Here is a 19,188-nt window from a genome sequence, read left to right as displayed (position 1 = left end):
TGGTCTCCCCCTCCATTCTCACCGGGCGCAGAGCCGCCTCAAGCCCGGTGAACTATACCTTGAATGGATTTGGTCCCATTGCTCTGAGTTCCTCAATGTATGACCGTAAGGTGTCCACATATCTGTCAGCGTCTCTGATTTCAATCGCTTCAAACCGGACCCTTGCCGGGTCAACCATCATCGACTTCAGTTTGTCGCTCAAGTCGCCACTTCGTTTCTGCACGAGCTGGTTACCCTTCACATAGTGGCATTGGCCTTCTTGGCAACCGGCCACTATGACTCCGTCGATGCCGTTGGAAAGGGCATCGGCTATCAATGCGTTGTTCACGGCACCTGCGCATGGAACTTTCAAAAAGATGACATTTGGCGGAACAGGCAGACCTTGATCCATGGCAGCTCGGGCAGCCTTATAGGCGTCGTTTTGACAGAGAAATGCCAGAACCGTAGGGTCTTTGTCACCCATGAAAGCTGTGTTGATGGCTCCAATCTGTGCTGCTGTTTGTTTGATCGTGTTATGGCCCAGCGATACGGCGGTGAGAGGGCAGAGCCCCATGCAGTTCCCGCACTGGCGGCACCTCGCAAGGTCGGGCGTAGGGAAACCCTTTTCATCAAAAACAAAGCTGGAAAACGGGCAGCTCTCCATACAGCGCTTGCATTGATCGCACTTGGCCTTGTCCACCACCGGAAAGGTGGGTTCAATCGAAATGGACCCCTCGAGAAACCTCAAAGCCTTTAAGGCGGCCATATGCGCCGATTCGATAGCATGGCTGACCTTCATGGGCTCCCTGGCGCATCCGGCAACATAAATGCCCGTTCTCTGGCTCTCATCGGGATGACATTGGTAGTGAGACTCAAAGAAGCCGTAGGAATTCGTGGGCAAGTTGAGGACGTGGGCCACATCCGAACTGCCTTGGGCCGGCGTCATCCCTCCGGCCAATACCAGGAGGTCGAGATTCATTTCCAGCGGTCTGTTCAGAGTTGGGTCTATCACTTGCACTGCCGGTTTCCCGGAGACCGGGTGCACAATGACTCTGGATGGAACTTCACGAACAAAGACGACACCCAGATTCCTGGCCCGCCGGTAAAGTTCTTCGTCGAACCCCGGAGAGCGAACATCAATATAAAAGATGTAACAGTTCGCTTCCGGGTCCCTTTCCTTTATTTCCACGGCCTGCTTCAGGCTCACGGAGCAACAAATCGAGGAACAGTACGGAAGATGCCGCTCGTCTCTGCTGCCCGCGCACTGTACGAAGCCGATTTCCTTTATGTCTTTCAGGGGCGATTCCCGGCCCGCCCCGGGCCCCGAGTTATCCGGGCCAAGAAGCTGCTCCATTTGCAGGTTGCTGATTATGCGGTCGCTTTTCTCGTAACCGAACTCCCCCACCCGCGAGAGAGGGTATGGGTCCCATCCTGTGGTGACGAGGACCGCTCCGACTCTGAGGGTTTCCTCCGACAGGGATTGACCGAAGTCTATAGCTTGCTGAGGGCAGGCTGTCGCACATTCATTACAGCCCGGAGGGCAAAGATCTCTGTCGATTACAAAGGCAGATGGAAAGGGCATCGGCGTGGCCGGATGGACGGCCCTGGATTTGGGTAGGAGTAAATTGCCAATGCCCCCCGAAGCTGCACCTTGGCAGGAGTCTGTTTGGTTGCCCCGCGAAAGAGCCGGCACGTGAGTTGGGCACACTGCTGCACATGCGCCGCAGGCGTTACAGCGCTGTTCATTCACATAGCGGGGTCTCTTTTCGATTTTCGCTTCAAAGTTTCCGGGACCGCCTGTAAGCGAGGTCACTGCTGAGAGCGTGTGAACTTCCACGAGATCCGATCCGGCCAGCTTGTTCAGAGCGAACTCCAAGCCGCAACGGGGATCGCATAACCGCGGATAGAACCGGGAGAGTAGCGCCACTTTTCCGCCCACACCGCTTTCCTTCTCCACGAGGTGCACGTGCTTGCCCAGACCCGATAGAGTGTCGGCAGTGTGAATTCCCGCGACCCCTGCTCCGATAATCAGGACAGCGTCCGAAGAAGGGACTTCCACAGGCTCCAGGGGAACCAGGAGCCTGGTTCGTGCAAGAGACATCCGGATCAGCGATTCGGCCTTGCGCTTGAGGACGCCAGGATCCAAGTCTTCCCGGCCTATTCCCTGTTCCTCGAGGTCGCGCCATTCATGTAGGTGCCTGTTCAACCCGACTGAAGCCAGCTTAGTCTCGATAAACTTAGTCTGATATGGTGTGAAACGTCCCACCCAGAGGATGCGGTTGATGTGGCCGCTTTCCACATCCTTCATGATTGAATCAAGGAAGGCCGGGGCCCACGGATCGCTGACGATCTCACACCTCACCACGCCCTTGACCTTGGCGAATTTTGTTACCAGGGCTTCGAGGTCCAAAGTTCGGTGGAGCCCGCCTCCTTCGACACAGAGGAGAAGTCCGATTTTTGGAACAACCTTCTCCATTACTCGGGCTCAATCCTATTCTTGTAACGAAATCGTTCCACATTTCCGTGGATGTCGATACATGTCCAGGTTATGCTGTCGGTGCCCATCATCGGAATGAGCTTCGCCACGTGGTAGCCCAGCTGATATGGAATACGTGTCTCTATCGCTCCGACGGGACAGACCTTGGTACAGGACATGCAATCCCAACAATCGCGGCGCGCCCTGCAATACGCCTTCTTGTCCGGGCCCAGGGCCATCAAATCGCCGGGGCAGACCTGTTCGCACAGGGGTTCTTGCTGGGCATTGCAACCATCGCATTTCTCTCTATCAACTCTCGGGGGCATGCTGATCTCCTCCTCGTTAAGGTGTGTACCGGTCGCCGGGTACGAGTTGCTCATAGGGGCGTGTGAACATCTCCACTTCGCCGGTTTGCTTGTTCAATCTGCTTTCCACAAAGCAGTCCAGGTTCGGATCGACGTCCGGAAAATCGGACCGGGTTTGCCAGCCGGGCCAGCGGGTCTCTTTTCGAAACTTGAGGTGATGCGTGAGGACCTCGGCTACGACGAGACGGTCCAACACCTCGTGAGCGTTCATCAGATCGTGAAGGTCCTTGGCATACAGATACTGGCTCTGGTTAGCCAACATTTTCAAATGCTTGAGCGCGTAATCGAGGCGTTCTTCGTTGGTTCTGTAGAATTGCGAAATCCCGCCGGCGTACTCATCCATGAGGCGCTGCATCCGTTCTTCCATTTCCACCGGGGAAATGCCGTCAAACTCGGGGCCGCGCAACAGAGGTGCGAAAACCCTCTCCTTCTCCTTGGCCACTTGATCTGCGTTCAGGCCTGGTAGGGTCACGGAAGCTACATATTTGGCCGCGCCTCTTGCAGCCAGCTTTCCTTCAACCGCACAACCGCCGACGAACTTGTTGGGAGTCCCTCCCGCCGACTCTCCGGCAGCGAACAGGCCGGGGACAGTCGTCATGCGGTCTATGCCAACCCAATAGCCGCTTTGGCAGTGGCCACCCACTACATAGGGATCGCTGCCGTAGATCTCTATGGGCTCCTTGGTTATGTCCTGGCCTCTGCTGGCAAGGAACAAAACAAACGAGGGTCGCTCGTTCAGGTAATCCATCTTCAGGTCTTTCGCGTCCTCGGGAGACAGGTCGGTGGTATCCGCATAGGTGGGGCCTCGGCCTGCCAACCATTCCTCCATCGGCGCGTTGGCTCGAATGTAGCGGGGGGCCTTGTCACCGCCAAGATGGGCGTAGTGCTTCTCGAGAATCCGCTCCCCTTTGGCGTTGATTATCGAAGACTTGTATCCCACGGATATCGTGTCGACGGGACCGCAGTGGTCCTTTGTCCGGGTCGCTACCCATCTTTGTTCGAGTGAGGTCATTTCCGCGCCTTCACGGATCCCCACCGCGTAGCCGGTTCCCACGTTGAACGGGCTCATCCAGGTCTGGTGGTGGGAACTGGTTGCGTCGCTGGTGTATGACTTGTACAGGCCGCAAGCACCGCCGGTTGAGACAATGGTGGCCTTCGCTCTGAACACGTAGAATTTCCCGTCTCTTACTCCAAACCCCGTTGCCCCCACACATCTGTCGCGGTCCATCAGGAGTCCGGTGGCAACGACGCGATTGTAGACGTCCGCTCCCGACTCAATGGCCTTTTCGGCCATGATCGGCTTGAGTTGCTCGCCGTGAATGGAAACGTCCCATTTACCGCGGTATTGAGCGATGCCATCCTCGTCTCTCAGTATAGGCAACCCCCATCGTTCCAGGTCTTCCACCGCCTCGTTAAGTTCTTGGGCGTTGCTTAAGGCAAGATCTTCTCGTATGGGGCCTCCTCCAACCTGGGATCGACTCCATCTGACAAGATCCTCGGGAGTCCTGCCATCAGGAATGTAGGTGTTGATTGCGTCCATACCGGCGGCGGTTGCGCCGCTGCGGCTTATGTGAGCTTTCTCCATGATGGCTACGCGCAGAGCCGGATTGAGCTTCTTGGCTTCAATAGCGGCGAAACATCCCGCGTTTCCACCTCCGACAATCAAGATATCGGCCTCTATCTCTTGAGTTTCCACTTCATTAATGTCCGTAATTGTCTTGCGACTCATGATCTGTCACCTTCCCTTTCGTTCGTGAATCTTTGAGTCTTGTCTTAGCTCTAGTAGGGCCATGGTGCGGTGGGGTCCCAAACCGGCAAGCCCAAGAAGGCATACCAGGGGGCCATGACCAGCAGGCCGTAAGCGATCGCAATGAGGATGCAAACCCAGCCGGCCTTGGCGTAATCCGCTGTACTAAAGGTTTCCGTGCCATAAGCGATGACCGCAGCGGTAATCTGAGTAGGGAGCAGATACGCGTAGGTGTCGGTGTCACACACCAGGAGGGTGAACGCCACCGGATGCAACCCCACCTTGGGCGCCATCTCAAAGACGATAGGGGCCAGCATGGCCACTGCCGCTACGTTGGAAAGCATGCCTATGCGGATGATGTGGGTGCCGACCATGAGGGCGAGAACGATCCCCCACCAGGGTAGGCCGACCACCGCGCCGTGAATATGGTCAGCCAGCCACCCCGCCAGACCGGAACTGCTCATGGCCGCGGTCAGGGTGATGGCGCCGCCGAGTAGCAGAAAGGTCCCCCAGATAGTGCGGTCCTGGACTTCTTTCCACTTGAAGGGAAACAGTCCGGGCATGAACAGGATGAGGATCCCGACGAGTGCTACAGCTCCGAGCTGAAAATGATGAAGGACAAAAATAGGGCTGCCCTTGCCCATGGCGAATAGCATGGCTATGATGCCGAACACCCCCAGGAGGATCCATTCGGCCCGACTCGTTTTTCCCAGCTTCCGATACTGTCCGCTGATCTCGGTGTGGCCGCCTGCGATCTGGATGTTTGCGGTCTTGAAGTGGTAGCGCACCCACCATTGAGTCAGGACAAACATTCCCAGGTATGGGAATTGCAAAACCGCCCAATTCAAGTAGCTGAGGTTGGGGAATCCGTTGTTGCTGAAGATACCCACCATGATCAAATTAGGCATGTGAGCAGTGAGTATGAATACCCCGCAGATCATGCAGCCATAAACAAGGGATTGGATCACGATGGCTTTTTTTGCTTCTTGTTCCTGCGGTGTATCCCCCAGCAAGTTAGTGATCCCTTTAATAACCGGCAGTAGGGTGGCAGCTCGTGCGTTTGCAGCGGGTATCAGGAATGCCAGGACGATATTGACCCCAAACATGCCCCAGATGACCCGGCCTACCGTGGATGCACGGACTTTGTCCAGGATTCCCAGGGCTATGCGCCGGTCCATTCTGAGAAGCTGCATGATGGCCCCGACAAAAAAGGCAAACAGGCAGAGCCACACCTCGTGTGAGGTGAATCCCGAGAACAGCGTCGCCATAGGCGCCTTGCCGTCCTTCCAGGGGATGGCGTGGGTCAGGAGCAACAAAGTGGGGATCGAGATGCCGGTTATGCCTACGGGCAAAGCCTCCGAGACCCACATGATACTGGCCCAAACAACTATGGCCAGAACCGTCATACCGTTTGGCGGCAAGCCATTAGGAACGGGTAGCACCTTGAAGATCAAAAAGAACGCGACCCAGGCGGCGAAAAACCCTAGTAGCACCGATGTGGGGTTCTTTCCCGTGTCTCGAATGTTTTCCACTATGTAGGCGATGATGCCGGGTGGACGAGTTTCCGGAAAGTCGTTACTCGTCGCCTCTTGCACTCCCTCAGCGAGACCATCTCCGGTCTGCATGATGCTTTGCCCTCCCTGTGTATGGCTTGCTGTCCATGGTCGAAGGATACTGATGAATCGTGAAAGGTTCTATCGGCTGGACGATAAGAGAGAGAGAATTTTTCTTTGAGGCACCGAGTCGGCTGTAGAATTTCTTCAGACCTTGCCGCGGGGTAGACAGTTACCCTCCCGATGCACAAGAACAGGTGCAGTTTCGATAATTGAATATTCTTGGCATAGCCGTAAGGTATGAGCTTGAACCTCACACCGTTTGTGCTTAATACTATCTGTATAGGAATCGGGGAAGCCGCATTCAGTTTTGGCTCTCTGTAGCCTCTTGGCCATGGTCGGCACGGAGCACGGTGGCGTATCTGCGGCTCACCCCGATCCCACTACCGTTGACGGACGGTTTTGGGTAAATTCGATGGTGAAAACATGCATAAACGCGAGTTCGATGATCTGACCGTTCTTTCCAAGGCCGGCACGGTCTATCCTGAAAGCCCTGAAAAGGCCCGATTGGAGAGCTTTGCCAATAAATACGCCAATCGGAATTATGTGGTGGAATTTAACTGCCCGGAGTTTACCAGCCTTTGTCCCGTAACCGGGCAGCCTGACTTCGCTCGGATCGTTATAACCTACGTTCCCGATCTGAAATGCCTGGAGTCTAAGTCTCTAAAAATATATCTATTCTCCTTCAGGAACGCAGGCATGTTTCACGAAGAGATTACAAACAAGATATTGGACGACCTTGTTGCAGCGTGTGAGCCCAAATGGGCCAGAGTGCGAGGATTGATGAATCCCCGCGGGGGAATATCCATAGACGTGAGCGCAGAATACTGTAAACCCGGCTTTGAGCGGCCCCGCGAAATTTTGCCGTAGGAGCCGGGTACCGCAGGAAAAACCGGAGCAGCAACATGAAAGACCACGATGCGGCACGCCGGGACGTGCGGCTGTCGGGAAAATCATTATCCTTGAAAATCGTTTTGCTGGTGGTGATCGTAGCGAGTGCGGCCGCCGCGTTGTGGCTCTTTCCGGTGAAACAGCACGTTGTAAGCATTCTGGAGTGGACGCAGGGGCTCGGGGTCTGGGGTCCCGTTGTCGTGGCGGCTTTCTATGTAATCGCCACCGTCTTCTTTCTCCCCGGGTCGGTACTCACTCTTGGGGCCGGATTTCTGTTCGGTCTGCCGGTCGGATTCCTGTGCGCATGGACCGGTGCTACTCTGGGAGCTTGTGCAGCGTTCTTGGTCGGACGCAATCTTGCTCGTGATTGGGTTGCACGAAAAGTTGAAGGAAACCCTAAGTTTGCGGCAATCGATGAGGCAGTTGGCAGGGAAGGGTTCAAGATCGTTTTCTTGTTGAGGCTAAGCCCGGTATTCCCGTTTAACCTTCTCAACTACTCCTTGGGTTTGACCAAGGTCTCGTTTAGGAATTACGCAATCGCTTCCGTGATTGGCATGGTTCCGGGCGGGTTGATGTATGTCTACTTCGGGTCGGCTGCAAGATCTCTCGCGGATGTGGCCGCGGGCAACGTTGAGAAGGGTTTGGCCGGCCAAATCTTTTTCTGGGTCGGTCTTGCCGCCACAGTACTGGTCGCGGGGTTTGTGACGCGGCTGGCTCGCAGGAGCCTCAAGGCCACTGAACAACCTGCAACTGTAGCCGGCGGAATGAACGATGGCCAACAGGCTCCGGCCCAAAGGAAAGGGGACGTGTAGTTACATATGAATGGATTTGTGTTTCACCATGAATTGATCGTGCGTCTCGGCTTCTTTATTGGGATTTTCACAGCAGTGGCGTTTGCCGAATGGGCATCCCCGAGGCGTCGGCTGACCACGTCCAAGACCGTCCGGTGGCTCTCCAATATCGGGATAGTCGTCATAAACTCGATCCTGTTACGGATTCTGTTTCCGATCGCCGCGGTGGGAGTGGCCGCTTTGGCCTCTCAAAAAGGATGGGGCGTGCTGAACAATGTCGAAATACCTTATTGGCTTGCCGTGGTGGTTTCGGTGATCTTTCTCGATTTCGTGATCTACTTGCAGCATGTGATGTTTCACGCTGTGCCTGTTCTTTGGCGGCTACACATGATGCACCACGCGGACCTCGATTTTGATTTGACGACCGGGTCACGTTTTCATCCGATTGAGATCGGCCTTTCCATGCTGATCAAGATGGCCGCGGTGTTGGTTGCAGGTACTCCGGCATTGGCTGTGATTATCTTCGAGATTATTCTAAACGGCGCAGCAATGTTCAACCACGGTAACCTGTCCGTGCCCATCGCCATCGACAAAGTCCTGCGGCTGTTCGTCGTCACTCCGGATATGCACCGGGTTCACCATTCGGTGTTTCCCACTGAGACCAATAGCAACTTCGGGTTCAATCTTCCTTGGTGGGACCGTCTGCTGGGAACGTACCGGGCTCAGCCCAGGCTTGGACACGAAGGCATGAGCATAGGGCTGAACCAGTTCCGTGATCCGGCTCGTCTCACTTTGCCTTGGATGCTGGCCCTGCCTTTTGTAGGAGCTATGGGCAACTACCCCATAAACCAGAGGGGAGCTTCCGGCTCCGGCGGCTAGCCGTAATGAACCGAGGAACAGCGAGACCCGGAATGCGCCGAGGCCACTGGTTCCTGCTTTCCAGGCCCACGCGAAGCGTTGCCCAGGCAAGTCGTGAGCCTTGACGCCGGCCTCCATGCCGTGCTAATTTCCATCGTTTAGCAACTCCGATTCTATTGCTATTGGAAGGCCTTCCATGAACCCATCCTCGGACAAGAGAGCGCTGGTAACAGGTATTACCGGTCAGGACGGAGCCTATCTCGCGGACTTCTTAATTGATAAAGGATATGACGTTTGCGGTGTCAAGAGACGCAGCTCCCTGCTGAACACTCAACGAATCGACCACCTGTACGAAGATCCCCATGCGCCTAACCGCAGGCTGGAGCTTGAATACGGGGATACCACGGATTCCACCAATCTTATCCGTATCATCCAGCAATTTCAGCCCACCGAGATATACAATCTTGCCGCACAGAGCCATGTGAAGGTCTCTTTCGAGACTCCCGAGTACACCGCCAATGCGGACGCACTCGGTACCCTGCGACTGCTGGAAGCCATTCGCATATTGGGCATGACGGACAAGGTGCGTTTCTATCAGGCCTCTACCAGCGAACTGTACGGCATGGTCCAGGAGTCGCCTCAGAAGGAAACCACTCCTTTCTATCCGAGAAGTCCTTACGCTGTTGCAAAGCTGTATGGCTATTGGATTACGCGTAACTACCGCGAGGCTTACGGCTTTTTCTCCTCGAACGGCATACTCTTCAACCACGAGTCTCCCCTTCGCGGGGAGACATTCGTGACGAGAAAGGTCACTCGCGCTGTCGCCCGCATCAAGCTCGAATTGCAGGACGTGCTCTATCTCGGCAACCTCAATGCCAAGAGAGACTGGGGTTACGCAGGGGATTTCGTGGAGGCCATGTGGCTGATTCTCCAGCACAGCGAACCGGATGATTTCGTGATCGCAACAGGAGAAAATCATTCCGTGCGGGAGTTCATCGAGCGAGCGTTTAAAGAAGTGGGAATCACTGTGGTCTGGCACGGCGAAGGTATTGACGAACGGGGAGTTGATGCCGAAACCGGCCGGACGTTGGTCCTAGTGGACCCAAAGTATTTCCGTCCGACGGAGGTAGATGAATTACTGGGTGACGCCACTAAAGCCCGGGAAGTCCTTGGCTGGAAACCGAGAGTCCCCTTTGCCGAACTCGTAAGACGAATGGTCGTGGCGGATCTCCGAGAAGCTGAAAAGGAATTGCTGTGTAAAAATGCGGGGTTCCGATGAGCGATGTCCCGAGGAAAGAAACCACGGTCTTTGTGGCAGGCGCGACGGGAATGGTCGGCTCTGCTTTGGCTCGCCACCTTGGCCGAAAGGGTTATGCCCTGCTAAAAGGCCCGACCCCCCGGGTGGACCTGACAAATCAGCAGGCCACCCTTGATCTGCTCAAAGAACTCAAGCCGGATTGGCTTTTCCTTGCCGCGGCAAAAGTGGGCGGGATTCATGCGAATGCCACTTACCCTGCGGATTTCATCTATAACAATCTGATGATTCAAACGAATGTTCTTCATGCTGCGCACCTGGCCGGCGTGAAGAAGCTCCTGTTCCTCGGCAGCTCCTGCATCTATCCAAAGTTTGCGCCGCAACCAATGAAGGAAGAAGAGCTTCTAAGCGGATATCTGGAACCCACGAATGAGCCGTACGCCATTGCCAAGATAGCGGGTATCATTATGGCTAAGTCTTATAACAGGCAGTACGGGACTAATTATGTTTCGGTCATGCCTAGCAACCTTTACGGGCCGAATGACAACTTTGACCTTGAGCATTCTCATGTGATTCCCGCGCTGTTGCGCAAGACCCACGAGGCCAAAGTGGCGCGCGCCGATTCCATAGAAATTTGGGGCACCGGCGCCCCTTTGAGGGAATTCCTGCATGTGGAGGACCTGGCGGACGCTTGCGTGTTTCTAATGGAGAATTACAGTTCAAGTGAACCCGTGAACATAGGAGCGGGAACCGATCTTTCTATACGGGAGCTGGCTCTTCTAATCAAGGATGTTGTCGGGTACGACGGAGAGATCCATTTCAATCCGGACAAACCTGACGGAACTCCTCGCAAACTCCTTGACGTCAGCAGAATTAAGTCGCTGGGATGGCGACCTTCCATACCGTTAAGAGAAGGCCTGGAATCCACATACCGCTGGTACGTAGAGAACGAAAGCCGGCTAAGGAAGTAACCACCCTAGGTCACCAGTGACGCCAGCCCAAGGAAGCCGCTGCCCCTTTGTCGCGTTATCTGTAAACGACCTCGTTGCACCAGCGGCTGTCTTACGGATTTGCTTCCACATGTCCTCGTGCCCCTTTTGATACCAGTTCGCTATTATTGTCGTAACACACAAGATATCACACAGATTTGCAATCAAACTGCTGACAAAGCCTTGGCCATGGTAGGGCCGAGGCATGCCTCGCCCACCAGGGCGACACATGTGTCGCCCCTACAGTCGGTCCCTGCTGAAACAATCTGAGAGCAGCAACTTGAACGCAAATTCGTATCAGCTGTCATTGCGAGAAGCGAAGCGACGAAGCAATCTCTCGTCGCTGAGATTGCTTCGGGCTAGACGCCCTCGCAATGACAACTGTTGGCGATGTTGTATTTTTTGTGGCGAATCGGCATGGCAGATCCTACCAAGCGAACCGTGGCCAAATTGAGACATGGAAGGGACTCCGAACGGTTTTCCGGCGGAAAGTGAATTTATAAAAGATGGCTTGGAAAGCCGTGGCTTTTGCATGTATGATATTGGGGGGAGGGAGTCGGATGGGCTAGCCACGAATCCCGACAGGGAGGCGAGGCATGAAACCAACTAGCGATTATTACGTCGAAAAACTTGCCCTATTGGTCACACCTCGAAAAGGGATCCTATTCACCGTCTTGGTAGCGGCTACGCTAGTATTTACGGGTGTCAACAGGTACTTCAGCGGCAAGGGTTTTTTCACCGATATGGGCGACTACGTCGAGATCGGTGTTGAAATGGCCGTGCTTGCCGGAGTCGGATTGTATCTTCTTTGGATCATCGCGAAGAGGTCCGAAGCAATGCAGATCCTGCAGGAGAGCGAGACGCGTTATCGCAGCTTGTTCGAGGTGTCGCCGCATCCTATGTTCCTCCATAAGGATGGGAGAATTATACAGACAAATCCGGCCGGCGTAAGATTCCACCTTGCGGCCGAAGCCGATGAATTGCTCGGACAGCCCATCCTCGATTTAGTCCACCCTGACTATCGCGAAACGGTCTTGAAAAGGCTGAAGCGACTGGACCGAGAGCAGGACTCACTCGCTACCCAGGAGATCCGGGTCTTGAGGTTCGACGGAACCACTGCCGAGGTGGAAACCGCTTCCGTTGTCACTACGTATCACAACGAGCCTGCGGTTCTCACCGTAGGGTACGACGTGACCGAGCGCAACAGGGCCAAGCGGGCGCTCGTGGAAAGCGAACACCGTTACCGGCAGCTCTTCGATGTTTCTCCTGACACTATGATTGTCCACAGACAGGGGAAGATTCTGTTGGCGAATGAGGCCGCGTCCCGGTCTCTTAGAATGAAAAGTCCCCAAGAAATGGCGGGCAAATCCGTATTTGACTTCATTCCCTCCCATCATCATCAAATGGCCCGGCAGAGGTTCGACCTGGTTGAGGCTCAGTCTTCCGCTGCACCTCTCCTCGATATGACTTTTGTCAGATCAGACGGGACCTCGGGGTACGGAGAAGCTATTGCGGTTCCCACCACGTTTGAAGGGGAACCGGCTGCTCTGTCGGTGGTACGGGACGTGACCGAACGGCGACGCGCTGAAAGGGCCCTAAGAGAATCGGAGAGAAAATACAGACTACTGGTGGACAACGCTCACGAGGGAATTTTTGTGACTCAAGACGGAATGCTCCGCTTTGTCAACCCCAGAGTGGTTGAGGGCATGGAGTATTCCGAAGAGGAATTACTGCAGAAACCCTTTGTCGAGGTAGTTTATCCGGACGACCGCGAGGAGGTGGTTCATTACCACCTCAGGAGAATGTCAGGAGACGAAGTTCCCTGGCGCCGATCCTTTCGAGTTATTACCGGCACAGGGAAGGTCAAGTGGATCGAAATGGAATCGGTGCTGATAACCTGGGAAGGCAAGCCCGCGGGTTTGTGCTTCACCACGGACATAACCGATAGAAAGCTCGCGGAGGAGGCGCTGAGGGAAAGCCAAAAACTGTACAGGGACTTAGTCGAAAATGCCAATGACATAATCTACGTGACAGACGCAGATGGATACTTTGTTCTGATGAATCCGGTCGGACTCAGAACCACAGGCTACTCGTTGAACGAAATTACCAGCAAGCATTATCTCGATTTGATCCCAGCGGAATACAAGCAGCAAGTTGAAAAATTCTACGGGGTTCAATTTGTCAAAGGAATTCCCGACACTTACTACGAGGTGCCGATTATTACCAAACAGGGAGAAACGGCATGGATAGGGCAAAGCGTCCAATTGGTGTTTGAAGGTGAAGCGGTCGTAGGCTTTCAGGCCATTTGCCGGGACGTCACGGACCGAAAGATTGCCGAGGAGGCCCTGCGGGAAAGTGAGGAGCGGTACCGCGCCGTCTTCAACAATGCGGCCGCGGGGATCAACCTGTCAGACCGTGAAGGGAGGTTCCTACAGGTAAATTCCAAGTCGGCAAGCATGTTCGGTTACACGCGAGAGGAACTGCTGCGGATGTCCTTCTTTGACATAACTCATCCCGAAGATGCGGATGTTTCGAGAAAGCATCTGCTGGAATTGGTGCACGGGAAAAAGGATTTCTACGGATTGGAAAAACGTTATGTCCGAAAGGACGGCATAGTGATCTGGGCGGATATTTACGTGTCGGCAATTCGCGATGCCAAAGGAGAATACGCGGCCACGCTTGCGGTTGTCGTTGACATAACGGATCGCAAAAGATCCGAACAAGAACGGGAAAGTTTGAGAGAGCAATTACTTCAGGCGCAAAAGATGGAAGCAATCGGAACCCTGGCAGGTGGGATCGCCCACGAGTTCAACAATCTTCTCACCGTGGTCTCAGGCTATACCGAACTGCTTCTGCAAGAGAGAGACGCCCGCGACCCGGCTCGTGCGGATCTTCAGAAAATAGCCTCTGCTGCAATCAGCGGCGCGGAATTGGTGCATAAGCTCCGCACATTCGGCCGAAAGGCCGAGTACCAATTCCGCCCGATGAACTTGAACAATGAGGTGAAGGAAGTCGTAAAATTTCTGTCCAAAACGATCTCAAGAACAATAGAGATCCAATGCAATTTGGCTGCGGACCTCACCGCCATTAATGCGGATTCGGCCCAGATGGAACAGATGTTCATTAATCTCGTTTTGAACAGTCGAGACGCCATGCCCGAAGGAGGCAAACTGGTTGTTGAAACCGGAAATGTGACCCTTGGGAAGGAGTATTGCAGTTCACATGTGGGGGCAAAACCAGGCGACTATGTGATGCTGAAAGTGGCGGACAGCGGCCACGGCATGGACGAAGCTACCCGAAAACGAATTTTTGAGCCTTTCTTTACAACCAGAGGACTTGCCGAGAGATCGGGTCTGGGACTGGCCGTGGTACACGGAATCGTGGAAAAACACGGCGGCCACATTGACTGCGAAAGCAAACCGGGCGAGGGAACTACCTTCACCATATACCTGCCGGTCTTGACGGCAGATGAAGATCAACAGGAGTTGGTTGAAGAGGCGCAAATTCGCGCTGGAACCGAGACCCTTCTTCTAGTTGATGATGAAGAGTTGATAACGGATCTGGGAAAAAGGATGCTCACGCGAGCCGGATATACTGTCCTGACAGCGTGCAGCGGGAAAGACGCGAAGGACGTTTTCAACGCTAACAAGGACGAGATTTCTCTGGTGATTCTTGATCTCTCCCTGCCGGGTATAGGAGGCAAGCAGTGCCTCCGGGAGATTATGGAAATAGATTCTCGCGCAAAAGTCCTCATTGCCAGCGGGTACACGGACCTCCAGAAAAAGGAAGAACTTATTGAAGCCGGCGCGCGGGGATTCATCACGAAACCGTTTTCTATGCCGCACTTGTTGGGACAGGTGCGAGAGATCTTGGATGCCGCGTGACAACGACAACGCGGGTACGGCCTTGACCGGATTCGACCGCTACTGCAAAGGCCATGAAAAAACAGTGTTGCCCCCGCGGACACAACTGATTACACTTGGCAGAAGTGGAAGTGAAATTCTTGAAAGGAGATTTCTTATGAGGCCACTGATTTTAGTCCTGGTTTTAATGCTGGCAATAGTCGCCCCCAATTTCGGCCTGGCCGCGGAGAAAGAGGCTCAGCAAGGAGAAGCTGCCACCAAACAGGGTCAGCAAGGGGAAGGGATCACGAAGCAGGACCTGCAAAAACTCAGACAACAGCTCCAGGAAAAGGCCAAGCAAGACCTTGAGCAATTCAAACAAGATGTCCGGGACCGTGGAAAAAAGGAAATCGAGGCAGCCAAACAGGGCCTAAAAGAACAGCAACAGGGCTTGGAAAAACTCAAGAAAGACCTTGAGCAAAAGGCGAAGTCAATAAGAGAACAGGCAAAGCAGGAAATAGACCAAAAAAAGAAGCAATTGGGCGACTGGGTCAAACAGGAATTGGAGCAAAAAAAGGGCCAGGGCCAAAAATAGAGCCTATCTGCAAACAAAATGATCCGATGGTGTGTGCTTTTTTACGATGCGGATTTTTTTCTTGCCTCGCTAGAGTCCGGAACTCAATCCCGTCGAACGCCTTTGGGAGGAAATCGGTGAAAACCGGTTTCCGAACAAAGTCCTTAGGAGCCCGGATGAGGCCGAAAGTGTCCTCGTGGAAGCTTTTGCCCCCCTGGAGCGATCCTGGGACAGGATGGCAAGCATAACGGGATCTGCGTGGCTCAATATTCTTGTCTTCAAGGTGACTTGGTCTTATGGTCATTTCGATGGGATTTGACTTCATGGAGTCTAACCATCTCGCGACACAGTCTCTCAAAAATTCTCTCCTTTTCTGACGTGTTAGCCTTACGGAGCCCACCACCCCTTCTTCCCTGATCCGTCACCTATAGCGGTTCTCGAAAGTAATCACGGATTGACTTGTGGGTGCCACTGCTGGCTTGTCCAGCAGTGCGATTTCATTTCGCGAAGACCTTTGAGAATCACTATAGTCGTTCAATCCCTTGAGATCTCCGGGTGTGGCATCTAAAATATGTGGTAGCCGTGTGCGCTGAGATTTCACCTGCCAGCGGAAAATGAGCTGTCGAAGGAGGCCTGCCTTGCGGGATGAGGATAAAACCAAGGGACGACTTATCGAGGAATTGGCGGAGATGCGCAAAAGGATTTCCGAAATGGAGGCGACACAAGCCCGGCTGGTAGGAATAGAAAAGGCACTGAGGGAGAGCGAGGAGCAGTTTCGGCTTCTGTATGAGAACGCTCCTTTGGGTTATCAATCCTTGGACGAAAACGGCCATTTCCTTGGAGTGAACCAAGCCTGGCTCGATACTTTGGGATACAAACGAGAAGAAGTCATTGGCAGGTGGTTCGGAGATTTTCTGGCTCCCGGTTATCAGGATCATTTCAAGATCAACTTCCCAAAATTCAAAGCAGCGGGCGAGATTCACTGGGTCGAGTTTGAGATGCTCAGGAAAGACGGTTCCCAAATCCCTGTGGCTTTTGATGGGCAAATAGGGCGTGACGAACAAGGACGTTTCAGACAGACTCACTGCATATTACACGATATTTCTGAGATCAAGCGGTCCCAGGATGCCCTCAAAGAGAGCGAGCAGAGATTTCGAGCGGTAATTGACAACGTTGAGGTAGGGATTTCCGTTCTCAACGCTAATATGGAAATCGTTGAAGTCAACAAGGCCATGAAAAGATATTTCCCTCACGTTCGACCTGGATGCGGGCAGATCTGTTATGAGCATTACAACGACCCTCCAAGGCTGAAGCCCTGCTCGTACTGTCCTTGTGTTCTTACCCTCCAGGACGGTGAAGTACATGACGCGATCACCGAAACCCCGGCAGGTTCGGAAATCAGATGCTATCACCTCATCTCGTCTCCAATCAAGGATTCTGAGGGTCGGGTTCAGTACGTCATTGAGCTGACTGAGGACATAACGGACAGGAAGCGTGCGGAAGAGGCCTTGCGTCTTAGCGAGGAACGGTATCGGCGACTGTTTGAGGATGCGCCCTTAATGTATGTAATCACGCGGAATGAACGAGGCGTACCCCTCATCAGCGACTGCAACGAACTGTTTCTGAATTCAGTGGGTTACACGCGAAAAGCAGTGCTGGGACAGCCGCTGGCGGATTTTTACTCGCCTGAGTCTCGCACGGAACTCCTCGAACGTGGCGGGTACACACGTGCTCTGGCGGGGGAATTTTTCATCGGCGAACGACAACTGCTGACTCACGATGGCAGGCTCATCCCGGCTCTCCTATACACCGCGACTGAAATGGATCCTTCGGGACAGGTGATCGGGACACGGGCCATGTTTGTGGACATCACTGGGCGCAAGAAGGCCGAGGGAAAGATGCAGGATTCCGAAGAACGGCTACGGCTGACTTTGGAAGCCGCCCAGATCGGGATTTGGGATTGGGATGTGAAAAATGATCAATGGTATGCCTCTCCAACATACCATTCCATGCTTGGATATGAACCTGAAACAGGGCTGGCGGACCGCCGCAAATGGTTGGACCGAGTGCATCCCGATGATCGGGCGCAAGTGAAAGAGAGAATTCAGGAGGTGCTGACGAGGGATTTCAAGGAATATCAATACGAAGCGCGCTTGCAGCATGCCGACGGCACTTATCGGTGGCAACAGGTCCGGGGATTCGGCATCAAACGTGATGAAAACGGAAAGGTGACCCGGATGCTGGGGATTAGAATGGACATCACCGAACGCAAACAGGCGGAGGAGGCGCGGAGAGAAAGTGATAAACGATACCGTACCCTCTTTGAAGAATCGAGAGACGGGGTGTACTTTGTCCTGAGAGATGGGGAGATAATGGATGTCAACCCGTCTTTCTTGGAAATCTTTGGCTACACAAGAGAGGAGCTGATCGGCAAGGACATCCGCGCCCTCTACGTTGATCCTGCTGACCGCCTAAAGTTCCAGGAGGAGATAGAGAAGAAGGGATTCGTGAAAGATTATGCGGTCAAGTATCGGAAGAGAGACGGAGCAGAGATGGACTGCCTGCTCACCTCATCTGTGTATCATAGGGAGGATGGAAGCATTGCCGGATACCGGGGAATCGTACGAGATGTGACCGACCAAAAAAAACTTCAGAGAGAACTCCTTCAGGCACAAAAGATGGAATCCATCGGCACTCTGGCTGGAGGCATTGCTCACGATTTCAACAACTTACTAACAGTAGTCCTGGGATTCTCCGAATTGCTTCTCATCGGTAAAGATCAACGAGACCCTTCATATGCAGACCTTCAGAGAATAAAACACGCAGCCACGAGTGGAGCCGATCTGGTAAAAAGAATACTTGCCTTTAGCAGGAAGGCCGATTTCAATCCACGCCCCTTGAATCTGAACCACGAAATTGAGCAGGCCAAACAATTGCTGACTAGAACGGTTCCCAAAATGATCGAAGTCGAACTGGCCCTGTCTAATGGACTACCCCCGGTGATTGCAGACCCGACCCAAGTGGAGCAGGTCCTCATGAACCTTGCGGTGAATGCTAGAGACGCCATGCCGGATGGGGGTAAGCTGACCATTGTTACGAGGCTTGTTGCCCTGGATGAAGAATATTGCGGGCTGCATTTGGGCGCAAAACCGGGTAATTATGTAATGCTTTCCGTTTCAGATACGGGTCACGGCATGGATCAGGAAACATTGAATCACATATTTGAGCCTTTTTACACTACCAAGGCTTCGGGCGAGGGAACAGGTCTCGGCTTGGCTATGGTCTATGGCATGGTCAAACAGCATGGAGGTTACATTATCTGCAACAGCGAACCTGGGATGGGGACAACGTTCAATATCTATCTGCCTGTGATCCCGAACGAAGCGAAGTCGGAGAACGCCACGGAGACACGGATACTCTCGCGTGGTACTGAGACAATCCTGTTGGTGGATGATGAAGAGATGGTAAGGGACCTGGGGAAAAGGATTCTGGAACGATCCGGTTACGCTGTGCTCACCGCAGCCAATGGACTAGAGACTTTGGATGAGTACAAGAAAGAAGGGCACAACATTTCGCTCGTGATCCTGGATCTCATGATGCCGGAAATGGGGGGCAAGCAGTGTCTTGAGGACCTTCTGAAGATTGACCCACAAATAAAGGTGCTAATAGCCAGCGGCTATTCCGCGGCCGGAGAGACCAAGAAGGCCATTGAATTAGGAGCAAGCGGCTTCGTCGATAAACCCTACGCAATGAAGGGGCTTCTAGAAGCAGTTCGCCGTGTTCTGGACGCGTAAACGATCGCACCGAG

12 protein-coding genes are annotated in these 19,188 nt (G+C 53.7%); 8 read left to right on the top strand and 4 right to left on the bottom strand.

Going from position 1 to position 19,188, the window contains the following annotated elements; translation table 11 throughout:
* Positions 1–52: 52 nt before the first annotated feature.
* Genes HY913_13535 through HY913_13520 form a run of 4 tightly spaced genes read right to left on the bottom strand, consistent with a single transcriptional unit; the run spans position 53 to position 6,192 of the window.
* Positions 53–2,455, bottom strand: coding sequence for a hydrogenase iron-sulfur subunit (locus tag HY913_13535; GenBank protein ID MBI4964294.1), 2,403 nt, complete (start codon positions 2,453–2,455; stop codon positions 53–55).
* Complete coding sequence (locus HY913_13530; protein ID MBI4964293.1) at positions 2,455–2,781, bottom strand: 4Fe-4S binding protein; 327 nt, start codon at positions 2,779–2,781, stop codon at positions 2,455–2,457. Before HY913_13530 ends, HY913_13535 begins: the two co-directional genes overlap by 1 nt.
* A gap of 16 nt (positions 2,782–2,797) precedes the next feature.
* A complete protein-coding gene (locus HY913_13525; protein ID MBI4964292.1) occupies positions 2,798–4,549 on the bottom strand; it encodes an adenylyl-sulfate reductase subunit alpha in 1,752 nt (583 codons plus the stop codon).
* Positions 4,550–4,599: 50 nt separating this feature from the next.
* Entirely contained in the window at positions 4,600–6,192 is a 1,593-nt protein-coding gene (locus tag HY913_13520; GenBank protein MBI4964291.1) for an anion permease, read from the bottom strand.
* Between the two features lie 414 nt (positions 6,193–6,606).
* Here HY913_13520 and queF point away from each other — a divergent pair, with 414 nt between their 5' ends.
* From queF to HY913_13480, 8 genes are all read left to right on the top strand, one after another.
* Entirely contained in the window at positions 6,607–7,050 is a 444-nt protein-coding gene (gene queF / locus HY913_13515) for an NADPH-dependent 7-cyano-7-deazaguanine reductase QueF (GenBank protein MBI4964290.1), read from the top strand.
* A gap of 35 nt (positions 7,051–7,085) precedes the next feature.
* The gene (locus HY913_13510) at positions 7,086–7,883 is read left to right on the top strand and encodes a TVP38/TMEM64 family protein (protein ID MBI4964289.1); all 798 of its coding nucleotides are present in this window, start codon (positions 7,086–7,088) and stop codon (positions 7,881–7,883) included.
* 6 nt (positions 7,884–7,889) lie between these two features.
* A complete protein-coding gene (locus tag HY913_13505) occupies positions 7,890–8,741 on the top strand; it encodes a sterol desaturase family protein (protein MBI4964288.1) in 852 nt (283 codons plus the stop codon).
* Between the two features lie 175 nt (positions 8,742–8,916).
* Complete coding sequence (gene gmd / locus HY913_13500) at positions 8,917–9,999, top strand: GDP-mannose 4,6-dehydratase (protein MBI4964287.1); 1,083 nt, start codon at positions 8,917–8,919, stop codon at positions 9,997–9,999.
* A complete protein-coding gene (locus HY913_13495; protein MBI4964286.1) occupies positions 9,996–10,946 on the top strand; it encodes a GDP-L-fucose synthase in 951 nt (316 codons plus the stop codon). Before gmd ends, HY913_13495 begins: the two co-directional genes overlap by 4 nt.
* A 614-nt stretch (positions 10,947–11,560) precedes the next feature.
* On the top strand, positions 11,561–14,848 hold the full coding sequence (locus HY913_13490; GenBank protein ID MBI4964285.1) for a PAS domain S-box protein: 3,288 nt from the start codon (positions 11,561–11,563) through the stop codon (positions 14,846–14,848).
* 136 nt (positions 14,849–14,984) lie between these two features.
* The gene (locus HY913_13485; GenBank protein MBI4964284.1) at positions 14,985–15,401 is read left to right on the top strand and encodes a hypothetical protein; all 417 of its coding nucleotides are present in this window, start codon (positions 14,985–14,987) and stop codon (positions 15,399–15,401) included.
* A 617-nt stretch (positions 15,402–16,018) separates the two neighbouring features.
* Positions 16,019–19,174 (top strand): PAS domain S-box protein, encoded by a 3,156-nt coding sequence (locus HY913_13480; GenBank protein MBI4964283.1) that lies wholly within the window; start codon positions 16,019–16,021, stop codon positions 19,172–19,174.
* Positions 19,175–19,188 lie beyond the last annotated feature (14 nt).

It is taken from the genome of Desulfomonile tiedjei (assembly GCA_016212925.1).
In the GTDB taxonomy this organism is placed as follows: Bacteria; Desulfobacterota; Desulfomonilia; order Desulfomonilales; family Desulfomonilaceae; genus JACRDF01.
Note: the sequence above shows the minus strand (reverse complement) of the source record. Positions and strands in the feature narration are given on the sequence as shown.

Bases quoted from the DNA above. Each gene is read 5' to 3' on its own strand.
- HY913_13535 (MBI4964294.1), bottom strand. From the start codon at position 2,455: ATGGAGAAGGTTGTTCCAAAAATCGGACTTCTCCTCTGTGTCGAAGGA.
- HY913_13530 (MBI4964293.1), bottom strand. From the start codon at position 2,781: ATGCCCCCGAGAGTTGATAGAGAGAAATGCGATGGTTGCAATGCCCAG.
- HY913_13525 (MBI4964292.1), bottom strand. From the start codon at position 4,549: ATGAGTCGCAAGACAATTACGGACATTAATGAAGTGGAAACTCAAGAG.
- HY913_13520 (MBI4964291.1), bottom strand. From the start codon at position 6,192: ATGCAGACCGGAGATGGTCTCGCTGAGGGAGTGCAAGAGGCGACGAGT.
- queF (MBI4964290.1), top strand. From the start codon at position 6,607: ATGCATAAACGCGAGTTCGATGATCTGACCGTTCTTTCCAAGGCCGGC.
- HY913_13510 (MBI4964289.1), top strand. From the start codon at position 7,086: ATGAAAGACCACGATGCGGCACGCCGGGACGTGCGGCTGTCGGGAAAA.
- HY913_13505 (MBI4964288.1), top strand. From the start codon at position 7,890: ATGAATGGATTTGTGTTTCACCATGAATTGATCGTGCGTCTCGGCTTC.
- gmd (MBI4964287.1), top strand. From the start codon at position 8,917: ATGAACCCATCCTCGGACAAGAGAGCGCTGGTAACAGGTATTACCGGT.
- HY913_13495 (MBI4964286.1), top strand. From the start codon at position 9,996: ATGAGCGATGTCCCGAGGAAAGAAACCACGGTCTTTGTGGCAGGCGCG.
- HY913_13490 (MBI4964285.1), top strand. From the start codon at position 11,561: ATGAAACCAACTAGCGATTATTACGTCGAAAAACTTGCCCTATTGGTC.
- HY913_13485 (MBI4964284.1), top strand. From the start codon at position 14,985: ATGAGGCCACTGATTTTAGTCCTGGTTTTAATGCTGGCAATAGTCGCC.